This window comes from Pseudacidovorax sp. 1753 (assembly GCF_040544975.1).
Lineage (GTDB): Bacteria > Pseudomonadota > Gammaproteobacteria > Burkholderiales > Burkholderiaceae_C > Xenophilus.
Genome location: NZ_JBEPKY010000003.1, coordinates 195,361 through 212,498 on the forward strand (window position 1 = coordinate 195,361; position 17,138 = coordinate 212,498).

General features: G+C 66.9%; 16 protein-coding genes. 7 read left to right on the forward strand and 9 right to left on the reverse strand.

Going from position 1 to position 17,138, the window contains the following annotated elements; genetic code table 11:
• The first annotated feature begins 124 nt into the window (after positions 1-124).
• The 5 genes from ftsH to ABIC63_RS05245 are packed head-to-tail and all read left to right on the forward strand — an operon-like array spanning position 125 to position 5,324.
• Positions 125-2,044 (forward strand): ATP-dependent zinc metalloprotease FtsH, encoded by a 1,920-nt coding sequence (gene ftsH, locus ABIC63_RS05225; protein WP_294374917.1) that lies wholly within the window; start codon positions 125-127, stop codon positions 2,042-2,044.
• Positions 2,041-2,961 (forward strand): dihydropteroate synthase, encoded by a 921-nt coding sequence (gene folP, locus ABIC63_RS05230; protein ID WP_354318958.1) that lies wholly within the window; start codon positions 2,041-2,043, stop codon positions 2,959-2,961. The genes ftsH and folP overlap by 4 nt, the downstream gene beginning before the upstream one ends.
• Complete coding sequence (gene glmM / locus ABIC63_RS05235; protein ID WP_354318959.1) at positions 2,958-4,292, forward strand: phosphoglucosamine mutase; 1,335 nt, start codon at positions 2,958-2,960, stop codon at positions 4,290-4,292. The genes folP and glmM overlap by 4 nt, the downstream gene beginning before the upstream one ends.
• 10 nt (positions 4,293-4,302) lie before the next feature.
• A complete protein-coding gene (locus ABIC63_RS05240) occupies positions 4,303-4,845 on the forward strand; it encodes an MOSC domain-containing protein (RefSeq protein ID WP_354318960.1) in 543 nt (180 codons plus the stop codon).
• Positions 4,845-5,324 (forward strand): GNAT family N-acetyltransferase, encoded by a 480-nt coding sequence (locus ABIC63_RS05245; RefSeq protein WP_354318961.1) that lies wholly within the window; start codon positions 4,845-4,847, stop codon positions 5,322-5,324. The genes ABIC63_RS05240 and ABIC63_RS05245 overlap by 1 nt, the downstream gene beginning before the upstream one ends.
• A 119-nt stretch (positions 5,325-5,443) precedes the next feature.
• On the opposite strand, the gene ABIC63_RS05250 is transcribed toward ABIC63_RS05245, so the two are convergent.
• From ABIC63_RS05250 to ABIC63_RS05265, 4 genes are all read right to left on the reverse strand, one after another.
• On the reverse strand, positions 5,444-6,715 hold the full coding sequence (locus ABIC63_RS05250; protein ID WP_354318962.1) for an acyl-CoA dehydrogenase family protein: 1,272 nt from the start codon (positions 6,713-6,715) through the stop codon (positions 5,444-5,446).
• A 46-nt stretch (positions 6,716-6,761) separates the two neighbouring features.
• Complete coding sequence (locus ABIC63_RS05255) at positions 6,762-7,868, reverse strand: phosphotransferase (RefSeq protein WP_294364850.1); 1,107 nt, start codon at positions 7,866-7,868, stop codon at positions 6,762-6,764.
• Positions 7,869-7,935: 67 nt separating this feature from the next.
• Positions 7,936-8,655 carry a Crp/Fnr family transcriptional regulator gene (locus ABIC63_RS05260; RefSeq protein ID WP_017760000.1) on the reverse strand — a complete coding sequence of 240 codons (720 nt, stop codon included), beginning with the start codon at positions 8,653-8,655 and terminating at the stop codon, positions 7,936-7,938.
• Between the two features lie 57 nt (positions 8,656-8,712).
• The gene (locus ABIC63_RS05265; RefSeq protein ID WP_354318963.1) at positions 8,713-9,492 is read right to left on the reverse strand and encodes an oxepin-CoA hydrolase, alternative type; all 780 of its coding nucleotides are present in this window, start codon (positions 9,490-9,492) and stop codon (positions 8,713-8,715) included.
• A 42-nt stretch (positions 9,493-9,534) separates the two neighbouring features.
• Between ABIC63_RS05265 and ABIC63_RS05270 the strand changes: the two genes are divergently transcribed.
• On the forward strand, positions 9,535-11,802 hold the full coding sequence (locus ABIC63_RS05270; RefSeq protein WP_354318964.1) for a hypothetical protein: 2,268 nt from the start codon (positions 9,535-9,537) through the stop codon (positions 11,800-11,802).
• 42 nt (positions 11,803-11,844) lie between these two features.
• Here ABIC63_RS05270 and ABIC63_RS05275 read toward each other — a convergent pair whose 3' ends face one another.
• From ABIC63_RS05275 to lexA, 4 genes are all read right to left on the reverse strand, one after another.
• Positions 11,845-13,014 (reverse strand): MFS transporter, encoded by a 1,170-nt coding sequence (locus ABIC63_RS05275; protein WP_354318965.1) that lies wholly within the window; start codon positions 13,012-13,014, stop codon positions 11,845-11,847.
• Positions 13,011-14,018, reverse strand: a complete 1,008-nt coding sequence (locus ABIC63_RS05280; RefSeq protein WP_234194186.1) for a D-2-hydroxyacid dehydrogenase family protein — start codon at positions 14,016-14,018, stop codon at positions 13,011-13,013. The genes ABIC63_RS05275 and ABIC63_RS05280 overlap by 4 nt, the downstream gene beginning before the upstream one ends.
• A gap of 72 nt (positions 14,019-14,090) precedes the next feature.
• On the reverse strand, positions 14,091-14,441 hold the full coding sequence (locus ABIC63_RS05285; RefSeq protein WP_295371562.1) for a hypothetical protein: 351 nt from the start codon (positions 14,439-14,441) through the stop codon (positions 14,091-14,093).
• A 130-nt stretch (positions 14,442-14,571) separates the two neighbouring features.
• A complete protein-coding gene (gene lexA / locus ABIC63_RS05290; RefSeq protein WP_043116164.1) occupies positions 14,572-15,264 on the reverse strand; it encodes a transcriptional repressor LexA in 693 nt (230 codons plus the stop codon).
• 119 nt (positions 15,265-15,383) lie between these two features.
• On the opposite strand from lexA, the gene ABIC63_RS05295 reads away from it, so the two are divergent.
• Positions 15,384-16,319 (forward strand): asparaginase, encoded by a 936-nt coding sequence (locus ABIC63_RS05295; protein ID WP_354318966.1) that lies wholly within the window; start codon positions 15,384-15,386, stop codon positions 16,317-16,319.
• Positions 16,320-16,392: 73 nt separating this feature from the next.
• On the opposite strand, the gene adk is transcribed toward ABIC63_RS05295, so the two are convergent.
• Entirely contained in the window at positions 16,393-17,049 is a 657-nt protein-coding gene (gene adk, locus ABIC63_RS05300; RefSeq protein WP_354318967.1) for an adenylate kinase, read from the reverse strand.
• Positions 17,050-17,138 lie beyond the last annotated feature (89 nt).

A 17,138-nucleotide genomic window follows, 5' to 3' on the forward strand; every position in this document is an offset into this window, starting at 1 on the left:
TATGGACGTCATAGGCGTGTAGGTCTTTTTCGCAGCTTGAAAAGCCTAAAATAACCGTCAATTAGCATCGTGCAAGGGTTCACGATGGCGCGTGTCCCACCGCGCATTACGACTGGAGCTTCGTTTGAACAACAATCAGTGGTTTTCCAAGATCGCCGTCTGGCTGGTCATCGCAATGGTGCTTTTTACGGTGTTCAAGCAATTTGACACCCGAGGCGCCATGGGATCCGGCACGGTGAACTACTCCGAGTTCCTGGAGCAGGTCCGCAACAACCAGATCAAGAGCGCGGTCATCCCCGAAGGCTTGGCCGGTGGTGAAATCACCGCCATCACCAACGACGACCGGAAGATCCGCACCAACGCCACCGTGCTGGATCGAGGCCTCGTCGGCGATCTCATCGACCACAACGTCAAGTTCGACGTCAAGCCGCGCGAAGAGGGCTCGTTGCTCATGACGCTGCTGGTGAGCTGGGGCCCCATGCTGCTGCTCATCGGCGTGTGGGTGTACTTCATGCGCCAGATGCAGGGCGGCGGCAAGGGCGGCGCCTTCAGCTTCGGCAAGAGCAAGGCGCGCATGCTGGACGAGAACAACAACACCGTCACTTTTGCGGACGTCGCGGGCTGCGACGAGGCCAAGGAAGAGGTGAAGGAGGTCGTCGACTTCCTGAAGGACCCGCAGAAGTTCCAGAAGCTGGGTGGCCGCATTCCCCGAGGCCTTCTGCTGGTCGGCCCTCCGGGCACCGGCAAGACGCTGCTGGCCAAGTCCATCGCCGGCGAAGCCAAGGTGCCGTTCTTCAGCATCTCGGGCTCGGACTTCGTGGAAATGTTCGTTGGCGTGGGCGCGGCCCGTGTGCGCGACATGTTCGAGAACGCCAAGAAGAACGCGCCCTGCATCATCTTCATCGATGAAATCGACGCCGTCGGCCGCCAGCGTGGCGCGGGCCTGGGCGGCGGCAACGACGAGCGCGAGCAGACTCTCAACCAGATGCTGGTCGAGATGGACGGCTTCGAGACCAACCTTGGCGTGATCGTCGTCGCTGCGACGAACCGCCCGGACATCCTGGACGCTGCGCTGCTCCGCCCCGGCCGCTTCGACCGCCAGGTCTATGTGACGCTGCCGGACATCCGGGGTCGCGAGCAGATCCTGAGCGTGCACATGCGCAAGATCCCGGTGGGCCAGGACGTCAACCCGAGCATCATCGCCCGCGGCACGCCTGGCATGTCCGGTGCCGACCTGGCCAACCTGTGCAACGAAGCCGCGCTCATGGCAGCCCGCCGCAACGCCCGCGTCGTGGAGATGCAGGACTTCGAGAAGGCCAAGGACAAGATCTTCATGGGCCCCGAGCGCAAGAGCATGGTCATGCCCGAGGAAGAGCGCCGCAACACGGCCTATCACGAGTCCGGTCATGCGTTGATCGGCAAGATGCTGCCCAAGTGCGATCCGGTCCATAAGGTCACGATCATCCCCCGCGGTCGTGCGCTCGGCGTGACGATGAGCCTGCCCGAGAACGACCGCTACAGCTACGACCGCGAGTACATGCTGAACCAGATCAGCATGCTGTTCGGTGGCCGGATCGCTGAAGAGGTATTCATGAACCAGATGACGACCGGCGCTTCGAACGACTTCGAGCGTGCCACCAATCTGGCCCGCGACATGGTCATGAAGTACGGCATGAGCGAGGCTCTGGGCCCGATGGTCTATGCCGAGAACGAGGGCGAGGTGTTCCTGGGCCGTTCGGTGACCAAGACCACCAACATGAGCGAGGCCACCATGCAGAAGGTGGACTCGGAAGTGCGTCGCATCATTGACGAGCAGTACGCCCTGGCGCGCCGTCTGATCGAGGAGAACAGCGACAAGATGCACGCCATGGCCAAGGCCCTGCTCGAATGGGAGACCATCGACGCCGAGCAACTGGACGACATCATGGCTGGCCGCGAGCCGCGTCCGCCCAAGGACTTCACGCCGCGCACGCCGTCCTCCGGTGGCGGCGGCAGCGGTGGCGCTCCGGCCGTCAAGCCCGACCCGGCGCCCACCGCAGCATGATGCCGACCGCGCACGGCATGCAGACGGGGCCTTCGGGCCCCGTTTTCTTTGGTTGGCAGGCTGGTCGCTTCCAGCTGGATCTGGCCCGGCCGCTGGTGATGGGCATCGTCAACGTGACGCCCGATTCCTTCTCGGACGGCGGCTCGCATGCCGATGTGTCTTCTGCGCTGGCGCACTGCGAACAACTCCTTTCCGAAGGGGCCGACATTCTCGACATCGGTGGTGAATCCACCCGACCCGGAAGTCCCGCCGTGCCGCTGGAGGAAGAGCTTCGACGGGTCGTGCCGGTGATCCGCGAAGCGGTCCGGCTGGGTGTGCCGCTGTCCATCGACACCTACAAGCCGCAGGTGATGCAGGCCGTGCTCGACCTGGGCGCGGACATCGTCAACGACATCTGGAGCCTGCGGCAGCCAGGCGCCCGCGAGGTCGTGGCGGGCCATCCTCGCTGCGGCGTCTGCCTGATGCACATGCACCGCGATCCGCAGACCATGCAGGTGGCGCCCGTGGAGGGCGACGCCGTGGCTCAGTCGATGGACTTTCTGGCGGAACAGGTGCGTCAGCTTCAAGCCTTGGGCGTGGCCGCCGAGCGCATCGTGATCGACCCTGGCGTGGGCTTCGGCAAGACGGTTGAGCAGAACTTCGCACTTTTGGCGCGCCAGCAGGCCTTCGTGCGACTTGGTTTCCCAATTCTTGCGGGATGGTCGCGAAAATCCTCGCTCGGTGCCGTCACTGGCCTGGCGGAGGCGTCGCAACGTGTCCTGCCCAGCGTGGTGGCCGCAGTGCTCGCGGCGGATCGTGGGGCTCGCGTGCTCCGTGTCCACGACGTGCGCGAGACGGTGCAGGGGTTGGCCGTGTGGTCAGCCATGCGGGCCCAGACTCCGGCCCATCGACCACAACAACAAGAACCCGACACATGACCAGACAGTATTTCGGCACGGACGGTATCCGTGGCACCGTGGGGCAGGCCCCGATCACCCCCGACTTCGTGCTGCGCCTCGCGCATGCGGTGGGGCGCGTGCTCAAGCGCAAGGAGGCTCGGCCCACCGTCCTCATCGGCAAGGACACGCGCATTTCCGGCTACATGCTGGAGTCGGCCATGGAGTCCGGCTTCAACTCTGCCGGCGTCGACGTGCTGCTGCTCGGTCCTTTGCCCACGCCCGGCGTCGCTTACCTGACCCGTGCGCAGCGGGCCAGCCTGGGTGTGGTGATCAGCGCGAGCCACAACGCCTATCCCGACAACGGCATCAAGTTCTTCAGCGCACAAGGCACCAAGCTCAGTGATGAATGGGAGGCCGAGGTCGAAGCCGCTCTCGCCGAGCCGCCCGTGTGGGTCGACTCCGCCGGGTTGGGCCGTGCCCGTCGGCTGAGCGATGCCGCGGGCCGCTACATCGAGTTCTGCAAGAGCACCTTCCCGACCGACCTCAGCCTGCGCGGCATGCGCCTGGTGGTGGACGCAGCGCACGGCGCGGCCTACCAGGTGGCGCCCAACATCTTCCACGAGTTGGGTGCGGATGTGGCCAGCATCGGCGTGCGGCCCGACGGACTCAACATCAACAAGGGCGTGGGTGCCACCCATCCCGGCGCCTTGGTGGCCGAGGTCAAGGCGCAGGGTGCGGATTACGGCATCGCGCTCGACGGCGACGCCGATCGCCTGCAGATGGTCGATGCGTCGGGGCGGCTGTTCAACGGCGACGAGCTGCTGTACCTGATGGCCATGGACCGCGTGGCACGCGGCACGCCAGTGGAAGGCGTGGTCGGCACGCTGATGACCAACAAGGCGGTGGAGGTGGCGCTGCGCAATGCCGGCATCGACTTCGTTCGCGCCAGGGTGGGTGACCGCTACGTGCTGGAAGAGCTGGATCGTCGGGGCTGGCTGTTGGGCGGCGAAGGCTCGGGGCACCTGCTCGCGCTGGACCGTCACACCACCGGGGACGGCCTGGTCAGTGCGCTCCAGGTGCTTCAGGCCATCGTGCGGCGGGGGCGCAGCATGGCCGAACTGCTGGCCGAGGTGCAGCTCTTCCCGCAGAGCCTGGTCAACGTGCGGCTCGTCCCGGGGCAGGACTGGAAGTCCAATCCAGCCCTCGCCGAGGAAAGTGCCCGGGTGGAGGCCGAATTGGGCGATCAGGGCCGGGTGCTGATCCGTGCCAGCGGCACGGAGCCGCTGCTGCGTGTGATGGTGGAGGCCCCCGAGGAGGCGCGTGCCCAGGCGTTGGCCTCGCGGATTGCGGCCACGGTCGCGGCGGCCTGAACGCGGCGGCATGCAAGCGCGCGTCGTGGCCGTCCACGCCAGCACCGTGCATGGCTTCTCCAAGTTCGAGGAGGACCACATCGTGCTGGTCGAAGGGCAGGGGGTCGAAGGGGATGCCCATGCGGGCAAGACCGTGAAGCACCGCTCGCGCGTGGCCCGCAATCCGCAGCAGCCCAACTTGCGCCAGGTGCACCTGCTGCCTGCCGAACTGTTCGACGAGTTGCTGCCGAGGGGCTTCCCGGTCTTTCCCGGCGAAATGGGTGAGAACATCACGACGCGTGGCCTGGACCTTCTGAGCCTGCCGACCGGCACGCGGCTGCGGATCGGCGCAAGCGCCGAACTGATGCTCACGGGCCTGCGCAATCCATGCAAGCAGATCGACCGCTTCCAGCCCGGGTTGATGGCCGCAGTGCTGGACCGCGATGCCGAGGGCCATACCGTGCGCAAGGCAGGCGTGATGGCCATCGTGACCGCGGGTGGTTCGGTGGCCGCCGGTGACGCGATCACCGTCGTCCTGCCTGCACAACCCTATCGTCCCTTGGAACCTGTCTGATGCGCACCCACCTCGTCGACTACCTCGATCCGCAGCAGGCCGACGCGCTGGTGCGGCTGCTCGATGCCTATGCTTGCGATCCGGCCGGTGGTGGGCAACCGCTGGACGCCGAAGCCAAACGCCAGTTGCCGGCCGCCCTTGCAGCCCGCCCGCAGGCCTTCAGCGTTCTGGCCTATGACGCGCAGGACGAGCCCGTCGGGCTCATCAACTGCTTCGAAGGTTTTTCCACCTTTGCCTGCCGGCCGCTGGTGAATGTCCACGACGTGGTGGTGCTGGCGCATGCGCGCGGGCAGGGCGTGGCGCAGCAAATGCTGGCTGCCGTGGAGGAAGAGGCCCGCCGGCGCGGCGCCTGCAAGCTGACGCTGGAAGTGCTTTCGGGCAATGCGCCCGCGCTCAACGCCTACCGGCGCGCGGGTTTCGATGGCTACGAGCTCGACCCGGCGTACGGCAAGGCAATCTTCCTTCAGAAGAAGCTCTAGCTCGCCTGCTGTCGTCCGCGCGTGATCACGCTCGATCGGCAGTGACGCGACCCTGGAAGCAAAAAGCCGCTGCAGCCCGTCGAGGCTGCAGCGGCTCTTGTCTCTGTGCGGCCCTGAACTCAGAAGCGCGTGACGGGCGGCTCGATCGGCGTCTTGTCCGCCGCGTACTTGCCCAGTTCCCACTTCGCAATGGCATTGCGGTGCACTTCGTCCGGGCCGTCGGCGAAGCGCAGCGTGCGGGCATTGGCGTAGGCATAGGCCAGCGGGAAGTCATCGCTCATGCCACCGCCACCATGCACCTGCATTGCCCAGTCGATCACCTGGCAGGCCATGCTTGGCGCCACCACCTTGATCATGGCGATGTCCGTCTTGGCGACCTTGTTGCCGGCGACGTCCATCAGCCAGGCGGCCTTGAGCGTCAGCAGGCGGGCCATGTCGATGCGGCAGCGTGCTTCGGCAATGCGCTCCTGCGTCACCGTCTGCGCGGCCACGGCCTTGCCGAAGGCAACGCGGGAAGACGCGCGGCGGCACATGAGCTCCAGCGCACGTTCGGCCAGGCCGATCAGGCGCATGCAGTGGTGGATGCGGCCTGGGCCCAGGCGGCCCTGGGCGATCTCGAAGCCTCGGCCTTCACCCAGCAGGATGTTGCTGGCCGGCACGCGCACGTTCTCGAACACCATCTCCATGTGGCCATGGGGCGCGTCGTCGTAGCCCATCACGTTGAGCGGACGCAGGATCTTGATGCCGGGCGTGCCCTCGGGCACCAGCACCATGCTCTGCTGCGAATGCTTGGGCGCCTCCGGGTCGGACTTGCCCATGGTGATGAAGACCTTGCAGCGCGGGTCGCCGGCGCCCGAGATCCACCACTTGCGGCCGTTGATGACGTACTCGTCGCCCTGGCGTTCGATGCGGGTTTCGATGTTGGTGGCATCGCTGGAGGCCACCGCCGGTTCGGTCATGGCGAAGGCCGAGCGGATCTTGCCGTCGAGCAGCGGCGTCAGCCATTGCTCGCGATGCGCATCGGAACCGTAGCGTGCGATGGTCTCCATGTTGCCGGTGTCGGGCGCCGAGCAGTTGAAGACCTCGGATGCCCATGGCACACGGCCCATCAACTCAGCCAACGGCGCGTACTCCATGTTGGTGAGGCCACCGCCCTTCTTCTTGGCCAGTTCTGCGGTGTCGTTGGGCAGGAACAGGTTCCACAGGTCCTGGGCGCGGGCCTTGTCTTTCAGGCGCTCGATCACCTGCAGCGGCGTCCAGCGCTTGCGGGCGGCCGTATTGGCTTCCATCTCCTGCGCATACTCCGCCTCGGCCGGAAAGATGTACTCGTCCATGAAGTCGCTGACGCGCTTCTGCAGGTCCTTGACCTTGGGGGAAAAATCGAACTCCATGCTGTCTCCGGTGGTGGGTGTCGGGTCGTGAAAAGCGGCGCTGTCCTCAGGCGCGCTGGGCGAATTGCCAGGCCAACTGCGCCATGGGACGGGCGCCCTTGGCGGAATTGACCGCCTGCTCGCTGGAGGCGGTGCCGGCTTCCACCCGCTTGGCGATGCCTTGCAGGATGGCGGCGATACGGAACAGGTTGTAGGCGAGGTAGAAGTTCCAGTCCTGCGCCAGCGCCTCGGGGGTGGTGAGCCCTGTGCGCTCGCAGTAGCGGCGCACGTAGTCCTTCTCGGACGGAATGCCGAGAGGCGCCAAGTCCACCCCGCCGATGCCGCGGAAGGTGCCTGCCGGGATGTGCCAAGACATGCAGTGGTAGCTGAAATCGGCCAGCGGATGGCCCAGCGTGGACAACTCCCAGTCCAGGACCGCGATGACGCGCGGCTGATCGGCCGCGAACATGATGTTGTCGAGGCGGTAGTCGCCGTGGACGATCGACACCTTCGAGGCATCGAGTGCGCTGGCCGGAATGTTGGCCGGCAGCCACTCGAGCAGGCGCTCCATCTCGTCGATGGGCTGCGACAACTCGCCGGCGCCATCGGTGGAGGCCTTGTACTGCTTGCTCCAGCGGCCGATCTGGCGCTCGAAGTAGTTGCCGGGCTTGCCGTAGTCGCCCAGGCCGCGAGAGGCGAAGTCGACCGTATGCAGCGCCGCCATGACGCGGTTCATCTCGTCGTAGATCGCGGTGCGCTCGGCATTGGACATGCCGGGCAGCGTCTGGTCCCACAGTACGCGGCCCTGCATGCACTCCATGACGTAGAAGGCGCGGCCGATCACCGATTCGTCCTCGCACAGGGCCAGCATCTTCGGCACGGGCACATCGGAGCCTGCCAGGCCATGCATCACCTTGTATTCGCGCTCCACGGCATGGGCCGAGGGCAGCAGCTTGGCCACCGGGCCTGGCTTGGCGCGCATCACGTACTGACGGCCGGGCGTCAGCAGCTTGTACGTGGGATTGGACTGGCCGCCCTTGAACATCTCGATGCTCAATGGGCCCTTGAAGTCTTCCACGTGCGTGGTGAGCCAGGCTTCGAGAGCCTGCACGTCGACCGCATGCTGGGAGGACACCGCGCGGGTGCCGACGAAGGTGCTGAAGTCCTGGCTCATGTCTCTTGGCTTTTTCTTTGTTCTTGAAAGGGAGCGGGGCGGCCCTGTCGCGCCCCGCACGGCGCGCTCAGCTGTCCGCCTGCGAGATGCGGGTGAGCGCGTCGCGGTCCAGCACCACCAGCCCCGCCGGCTCGATGCGGATCGCGCCCTCGCGCTCCATCGTCTTGAGTTCCTGGTTGACGCGCTGACGCGAGGCACCCAGCAATTGCGCCAACTCTTCCTGTGCCAGCTGCAGGCCGATGCGCGTCTGGCTTCCGTCGGCCAGATTGGGGACGCCGTAGCTGCGCACCAGATGCACCAGCTGCTTGGCCAGCCGCGCCCGAAGGGGCAGGGTGTTCAGGTCTTCCACCAGGCCAAAGAGCGTGCGGATGCGTCGCGCCTGCAGGCGCATCAGCGCCTCGTACAACTCCACGTGGGCGGTGAGGATCTTGTTGAAGTCCGCACGTGCCACGCACAGGATGGTCGTGTCGCCATGCGCATAGGCGTCGTGCGTGCGCCGGTCGCCATCGAACATCGCGACGTCCCCGAACCAGATGCCCGGCTCGACGTACGTCAGCGTCACTTGCTTGCCCGAGACCGCCGTCGAACTCACACGCACCGCGCCCTTCGCACAGGCGATCCACTGGTCTGGCGGATCGCCCCGTGCGGCGATCAGGTCGCCGTCCTTGTAGCGTTTGACGAAGGCACATCGGAGGATGTCGTGACGGAGCGAAGGGGAGAGTGAAGTGAACCAGCGGCCACTGTTGATGGCTTCTCGTTCTTCGATGGTAAGAATGGGGTCATCCATGGCGTGTCGTTTGCGTGACTGGATCTTGCGGGCTTGTCGCAGGGGCGACCAGCATGCTCATTGGTAGTGCGGCGTGGTCTTGCCGAGGAAAGCGCCGATGCCGATGCCGGCGTTGGCATGGTGGAGGTTGCGCACGAAGTGTTCGCGCTCCTGGCCCAACTGCTCGCCGAGCGTGCGGCCCCGGGCCTCGCCCAGAAGCTCCTTGATGCTGGCCAGCGCATTGGGAGCACGGGCCTCCAGCTTCTGGGCAAGGGCCATCGCTTCGTCCAGCGCATTGCCGGTCTCGGTCAGCGTGTTGACCAGGCCGAGTTCGTGCAGGCGCGATGCGGTGATGCGCTCACCGTTCATCAGCCATTCGGTGGCCAGTTGTCGCGGCAGCCACTGCGCCAGATGCCAGCTGAGGCCACCATCGGGGGACAGGGCAACGTTGCTGTATGACGCCGCGAACACGGCATCGCGCGCCGAGATCACCAGATCGCACGCCATGGCCAACGAGAACCCCGCGCCGGCGGCGGCACCTTCCACGGCGGCGATCACCGGCTTCGGAAAACTGCGGATGGCCTCGATCCAGTTGTGCAGTGCGTCGATGCTTTCGGCCTGCACGCTGGGATCGCGCTCCCGGTTGGACTGCAGCCGCTGCAGTGACCCGCCTGCGCAAAACCAGCGGCCTTCGCCGACCAGCACCACGCAGCGTATTTCGGCATTGCTGCCAGCGCCGTACAGGGCCTCGACGCCAGCGGCGTACATCTCGGGGCCGAGCGCGTTGCGCTGGGCAGGATTGGACAGGGTCAGCACCATCGTGCGGCCCTGTGTGGTGCTCTTCAATTCCGCGCTCATCGGGAAGGCTCCGTGGCAGCGTCGGGCCGGGGCGAAAGAGGCATGGCAGTTGTCTCCAGAAATACAAAAAACCCGGCGATTGTCATCGTCGGGAGGGTGTCGCAATGCGGGGGAAATGGCGTCGAGGCGAGGCCAATTGCGTCGGGATGCGGGGCGGAGGCGCCAGCCCTGTTAGAAATATGCATCTTGTTTGTTCATAAACGTCAGGGTGGTGTGAAAATATTTAAACCTTTTACTTCCCCTCGACGCCCCGCTGTGCCTCCGAAACCTGCATCGACTGCTTCGTTTGTACTCGGACTGGGGCTTGTGCTTCCCGTTGCCGCCTCGGCGTTGACGATCGGCCGGCCGGAAGGGGCGGTGTGGATCGGCAAGCCGCTCGATCTGCGCGTGCCCGTGCAACTGGAGGGCAGCGGCGGTGCGTGTCCCTCGGTCGGTGTGAAGCTGGGCGATGCCACGCTCTCCGACCGCGACTTCGGCACCACCGTGGAGCCGGGGCGTTCGCCGGACGCGCCCTGGCTGCGCATCCGCACCACCCGGCCGATCGACGAGCCGGTCGTCACAGTGAACGTGCGTGTGGGTTGCGGCGCCACGATGGTGCGTGAGTTCGCGCTGCTGGCCGACCCGCCCCCGGTTTCGGCCATCGATGCGGACCGCGCCGAGCGAGCGTTGGGCGCGTCGCTGCCGCCCATGGGTGCTCAGCCGCCGCGCTCCGGGGCGCGCAGCACCGAGGGGCGCAGTGCCTCCACCGGCGCGCGCACGCGCGACACCGCACCGGCGCCGCGTGCCGGTGGTGCGGTCCGGGCCGCACCGCGGACCCCCGCGCTCACCACCGGCGGACGGCTGCGTGTAGATGCGCTCGATCCCCGCGCAGCGGCTGCGGCCGCCGGTGCTGCCGGCATCGCTGCCGCGTCCGGCGCTGCAGACGACTACACCTTGCCGCCCGCCTGGCTCAAGATCGCCACCCGGCTGAGGAACATCGAGGCCGGTGCCGTTGCGCCACTGCCTCAGGGTGGTGCGAGCGATGCCGCCGCCACGCCGGCCGGTGCGGCGAGCGCCCCCCAGGACGCGCAGTCCGCCGACCGCCAGAGCGCGGCGCTGCGCGCACAGATGGCCCAGCGCGACCGCACCATCGAAAGCCTCAGGACCGAGCTGGCGCAGGCCCGCGAGGCCGCCTCGGAAAGGCCGTGGTGGCTCTGGCCGTTGCTGCTGTTGCTGGCCGTGCTGCTCGCCGTGGCCGGCGTGTTGTGGCGCCGTGCCAGGCGCCAGGCGGCGGAGTCATCCTGGTGGCAGCCCAGCGAGGTGGAGCCGTATGCCGATCTGCCTGCGGATCCGCCAATCAAGCCCGCTGGCCTGGCAGCCGTCGCCGCTGCCGGCGATATCGCGGGTGCCGGTGCCACGCCTGCCCCCGTGGCGGTGGCGGCCGACCCGGGGCCGGACACCATTTCCACGCTTCCCCCGGATGGGCCCGAGCCGGTGAGCGCCGACAGGCTGCTCGACGTGCAGCAGCAGGCCGAGTTCTGCCTGTCGCTCGGGCAGTTCGATCAGGCCGTCGGCGTGCTGGCCGATCACCTGGACGAGTACGGCGTCACCAGCCCGCTCATGTACATGGAACTGCTGCGGCTGTTGCATTCCCAGGGGCGCAAGGCCGATTACGACACCACACGGCGCGAATGCCGCAAGGCGCTGGGGCTCGAGTTGCCGGCCTATGACGACTTCCAGGACGAAGGTCGTTCGCTGGCGGCCTATCCCGAGGCGGTCGAGCGCATCGAGAAGGCGTGGCCGCGCCGGGAGGTGTTGGGCGTCATCGAAGGCTTCCTGTTCCAGGCCGTGGACTCGCAGGGCCGCGCGCCCTTCGACCTGCCCGCGTATCGTGAGCTGCTGGCCCTGTATGGCGCTGCCCAGGAGCGCATCGCGAACGGCAGCATGATGATGGCCAGCGATGCCGGGACGACCTCGGCGATGGGGTTGCTGGCGCCGATGGCCGTCTCGCAGCCGCCGACCGCGCCGCTGCCGCTGGCGGCGGGGACAGGCGGGGGCGCGGCGACTCCTGTCGTGTCAGGGCCGCCTCCCGGCACGATCGACTTCGACCTTTCAGACCTGGAAGCGTCGTCCATCGACACCATCCCCAAGGCGCTGAAGGGTCGCACGCTCCCCGCCGAGCCGGCGCCACCCGCCGCACACGAAGCCGATCCGGCGCTGACCGTGCCGAACGATTTCGACCCGGTGCCGCCGGACTTCCAGCTCTTCGATCCGGAACTCGAGGACAGCATCCGGCCGGGCGCGTCCATCAAGAAGCCGCCGACACCTTGAGCCTGGGTCGGCTGGGTCGGCCGGTCGCCCGCCCGCCGTGTCTCAGGCGGTAGCGCGGCCGCGTCGGCCCAGATTCAGGCTCAGCAGCATGGCGGCCACCAGGCACGCCAAGCCGCACCAGTTCATCCACGAAGACGTGCCGCGGGCGAGCAGCCAGCCCCCCAGCCCTGCGCCTGCCGCCTGACCCATGTACATCGCGGAACTGTTGAGCGCGATGGACGCAGAGGCCAGCGTGGGCGCCAGCCCCACCAGCCTGGCCTGCTGCGACGAGTTGGCGGCGAAGCAGCCCAGGCCCCAGGGCAGCAGGACGGCCGTCAGCGCCGTCCAGCCCAAGGCCAGGCCCAAAGGCCACAACAGCAGGCTGACGCTGATCAGCGCCATCGCGAGCATCGCCATCCCGGCACTGCCCAACCGGTCCATGTAGCGCGTGGCCAGCAGATTGCCCACCACGCCGCACAGGCCAATCCATAACCAGATCAGGCTGAGTTCGCCTGGGCCCGCGTGCAGTCGCTGGACGAGCAGCGGCCCGAAATAGCTGAAGAGCACGAACTGCCCCGCTGCCTGAAGCAGCGTGATGCCCACGACGGGCATCAGGATCGGATGACGCAGCACCTGCAACCAGCCTTCGCGCGAAAGCGGGGCAGGCTTGACCCCGGCCGGCATGGTGCGCCAGACCCACAGGGCGCCAATCGCCGTCAGGGCGGCGATGACGCCGAAGGCCGCGCGCCAGCCCCAATGCCCGCCGAGGTAGGCGGCCATCGGCAATCCGAGCACCGAGGCCAGGGACCATCCCAGGAAGATGAAGGCCACGGCCGCTGCGCGCCTGTGCGGTGGCACCAGCATGCCTACGCAAGCGGCCGCCTGGGGGGTGAAGACCGCGGGCGCGACCAGCGTGGCCATGCGGACAGGTAGCAGGGCGCCCAGCGTCGGCATCAGCGCAGACGCCAGGTGTCCAAGGGCAAACCAGGCCAGCGAGACGGCGAGGAGACGGCGTCTGTCCCAGCCCGCCACCAGGCCGGCCAGCAGCGGGGCGCCGACACACACCACCAATGCGCCGGCGGTAATCAACTGCCCCACCGCGGCGATGGAGGTCGAAAACGAAGCGGCCAACTCGGGCAGCGTGCCCGGCACCACCATCACGCCCGTGCCGATGGCGAAATTGCCGAAGAGCAAGGCCCACAGCGCCCCAGGCCAGGGCGCCTCGCGCCTCACCGGCGCACCTGCAGCGCCCCGGGATTGACGATGTTCGTGGGATTGCCGCGGATGAAGCTCACGACGTTGTCGAAGGCCTGGCCGAAGTAGAGCTCATAGCTCTCCTGCTCGACGTAGCCAATGTGCGGCGTGCAGATGCAGTTCTCGAGGCGCAGCAGCGCATGGCCTTGAAGGGGCGGTTCACTCTCGAAGACGTCGATGGCCGCCATGCCCGGCCGTCCACGGTTGAGTGCAGCGAGCAGGGCGTCGGACTCGACGAGTTCAGCCCGGCTGGTGTTGACGAACAGCGACGTCGGCTTCATGCGGGACAGATCCTCCAGCCTCACCAGACCGCGCGTGTCGTCATTCAGCCGAAGGTGCAGGGTGAGCACATCCGCCATCTCGAAGAGCGCCTCGCGGCTGGGCGCCGTCTGGAAGCCGTCGTTGCGTGCGCGCTCGCAGCTCGCGTCACGGCCCCAGATCACAACCTGCATGCCAAAGGCCTGTCCGTACCGCGCCACCAATTGGCCGATGCGGCCATAGCCCCAGATGCCGAGCGTCTTGCCCTTGAGCACGGAGCCCAGGCCGAAATTGGGCGGCATCGACGCGGACTTGAGCCCGGACTGCTGCCACGCGCCGTGCTTGAGGTTGCTGATGTATTGCGGCAGGCGGCGCGTGGCCGCCATGATCAGTGCCCATGTGAGTTCGGCCGGTGCCAGGGGAGAGCCGGTGCCTTCGGCCACGGCCACGCCGTACTCGGTACATGCATTCACGTCCACATGACCACCCACGCGGCCCGTCTGCGAGATCAGCTTGAGGCGTGGCAGCTTCTCGACGAGCTGGCGGGAGATCTGGGTGCGCTCGCGGATCAGCACGATCACGTCCGCGTCCCGCAGCCTGACCGACAACTGCCCGATGCCCTTGACCGTGTTGGTGTAGACCTTGGCGGTGTAGGCGTCCAGCTTGGAGGCGCAGCGCAGCTTGCGTACGGCGTCCTGGTAGTCGTCGAGAATCACGATGTTCATGGCCGCCCATTTTGCCTCCGGCTCCGGCGGTCTTCCGCTCGTCCTCGAAAGGAGAGCGTCTGTCGCGCGACGTCAGTGCAGCGTGCTGCCAGATGGCCGGGCGGCTTCGCGCAATTCCTTCTCGACGAGGCGGTCGAGTTCGGCGCAGACGTCGGCCATGCGGCCGGCAATCACCAGTCTCGAACCGTGGGAGCGCGGCTCTCCCGACTCCACCACCCGCACGACGCGCAGCGGGGGGCGCTCGGCTGCATCGCGCCGGCTGCTTGCGGCATGCCGCATCTCCCGGCCGGGGCGAGGGCGGACATTCACATAATGCAGCTCCGTTGCATTGAGTCCACTGCTGCGGCGGGCATCGGCGTGGCGGGCAACCCAGGACTGGATCGGGGCGAAAAGACTGGACAAGGCGAGCAGAGCGGTTCCCATGTTGAACTCCTGAGGATCGGAAGGGGTTTGGACACAGGCAGGATTGAGAAGCGAAGCCGACGCACCAGGGTGATGGCCATCCGGCCATACGCCCGCCACCTGGCGCGGCAGCAGCAAATGACGGTGGGGGCTACATCAGCATCGTGTTGCGGATCAGGCCGACGGCCAGGCCTTCGATCTCGAACGGCTCGCCGGGCTGGACGATGATGGTGGGGTAGTCGGGGTTCTCGGCATGAAGTTCGACCACGTCCTTGAGCCGCTTGAGCCGCTTGACGGTGACCTCGTCGCCCAGCCGGGCCACCACGATCTGGCCGTTGCGTGCCTCGCGGGTGCTTTGCACTGCAAGCAGGTCGCCGTCCATGATGCCGGCGTCGCGCATCGACATGCCGCGCACCTTGAGCAGGTAGTCGGGGCGATGCTGGAACAGCGTGCTTTCGACGTAATAGGTCTGGTCGACATGTTCCTGCGCCAGGATGGGGGCACCAGCTGCGACGCGGCCGATGAGCGGGAGGGACAGCTGCGACAGGCCAGGAATGGGCAGCGAGAACTGCGGCGTGCGGCTCTCCTGCAGGTTGCGCAGCGCCTCGCTCTTGAGCCGGATGCCACGCGAGGTGCCGCTCACCAGCTCGATGACGCCCTTTCGCGCGAGGGCCTGCAGGTGCTCTTCGGCAGCATTGGCGGACTTGAAGCCCAACTCGGCAGCAATCTCGGCGCGTGTCGGCGGCGCGCCCGTGCGAGCCATGGTGGCGCGGATCAACTCGAGAATCTGCTGCTGTCGGGCGGTAAGCTTGACCGACGCGGTGGGAGTGGGCACTTTGAGCATGTGTCTGCGGCTCCAGCGGTTGATGCACATACTGTGTGCATATCCAGTGTCTGTATTTTTAACCAGTTTTCAAACCGTTGACAAGTCCTCATCTCACCCCCGCCCATCCCTCCCGCGTCGTGGTGCTCGGCACCGGAGGCACGATTGCCGGACGTGCGGCGATTGCTGGCGACAACCTCGGCTACGTGGCCGGACAGGTGGAGGTCGGCGAGCTCCTCGCGGACGTGCCGATTCCTGAAGGCATCACCTGGGCCGCCGAACAGGTGTGCAACCTCGACAGCAAGGACATGTCGCATGCGCACTGGCGGGCGCTGGCCTCCCGGTGCCAGCAACTGCTCGATGACCCAGGCGTGCGCGGCATCGTCATCACCCATGGCACGGACACGCTGGAAGAGACGGCGTTCTTCCTCGGCGAGGTGCTGATGGCGCACAAGCCTGTGGTGCTCACCTGCGCCATGAGGCCGGCGAGCTCCGCCGCCCCGGATGGCCCGCAGAACCTGCGAGACGCCTTGGCCGTGGCGGTGGCCGAACGCGCGCGGGGTGTGCTTGCGGTCTGCGCCGGCACCATCCATCGCGCCCGGCAGGTGCGCAAGGTGCACACTTATCGGCTCGATGCCTTTTCCTCGGGCGAAAGCGGACCGGTCGGCTTCGTGGAGGAGGGGCGCATTCGGCGCGTCTGTGCGTGGCCCGAGGTGCTGGCCCCGAGGCTTTCCGCCCAGCGGCTGCCTGCCGCCGATCTCTGGCCTTCGGTGCAGATCATCACCAGTCATGCAGGGGCCGACACGGCATTGGTCGATGCGCTTGTCCAGGCCGGCGGCGTGGATGGCATCGTGGTGGCGGCGACTGGCAATGGCACAGTCCACGAGAGCCTCCAGGAGGCGCTCGCGAAGGCGCAGGCTGCGGGAATCGCCGTGGTACGTGCCACCCGCTGTGCGGACGGGGCGGTGCTGTCGAGTGGCGAGGATCGTTGTCCCCATGCCTTCGACCTGTCCCCGGTGAAGGCGCGCATCTCGCTGATGCTCCATCTGATGGACAGCCGCCATCGACCTGCATGAAGCAAAAAGGCCGGGCCTTGCGGCCGGCCTTTGGCGTGGGAATGCCGAGGGCGTAAGCCCCGGGGCGTGAGGGTCAGCCCTCGAGCGCAGCCATCGCGCGGCGTGTGATCTCGTCGACCGTGCCCACGCCGCTGATCGCGCGGTACTTGGGCGCGTTGACGGGGTCCTGCTCGGCCCACTTCGCGTAGTAGTCCACCAGCGGGCGCGTCTGCTGGCTGTAGACGTCGAGACGCTTGCGCACCGTCTCTTCCTTGTCGTCCTCGCGCTGGATCAGGTCTTCGCCGCTCACGTCGTCTTTGCCTTCGACCTTTGGCGGGTTGAAGCGCACGTGATAGGTACGGCCGGAGGCCGGGTGCGAGCGCCGACCGCTCATGCGTTCGATGATGTCGGAGAAGGGGACGTCGATCTCCAGCACATAGTCCAGCTTGACGCCGGCCGCCTTCATCGCATCGGCCTGGGGAATGGTGCGCGGAAAGCCATCGAACAGGAAGCCATTGGCGCAGTCGGGCAGTGCGATACGTTCCTTGACGAGGTTGATGATGAGGTCATCGCTCACCAGCGCCCCGGCGTCCATCACGGTCTTGGCCTGGAGTCCGAGCGGCGTGCCCGCCTTCACGGCGGCGCGCAGCATGTCACCGGTGGAGATCTGGGGAATGCCGAACTTCTGGCAGATGAAGGTGGCCTGTGTGCCTTTGCCGGCGCCCGGCGCGCCCAACAGGATGAGTCTCATGGTGTCCTCGGAAGCTTTTTATGGAAATCGTGTGGGCGAGCAGTGCCGGCTCCTCCGGGCGCGCCATCCCGGCGAGGATAGCATGCGCC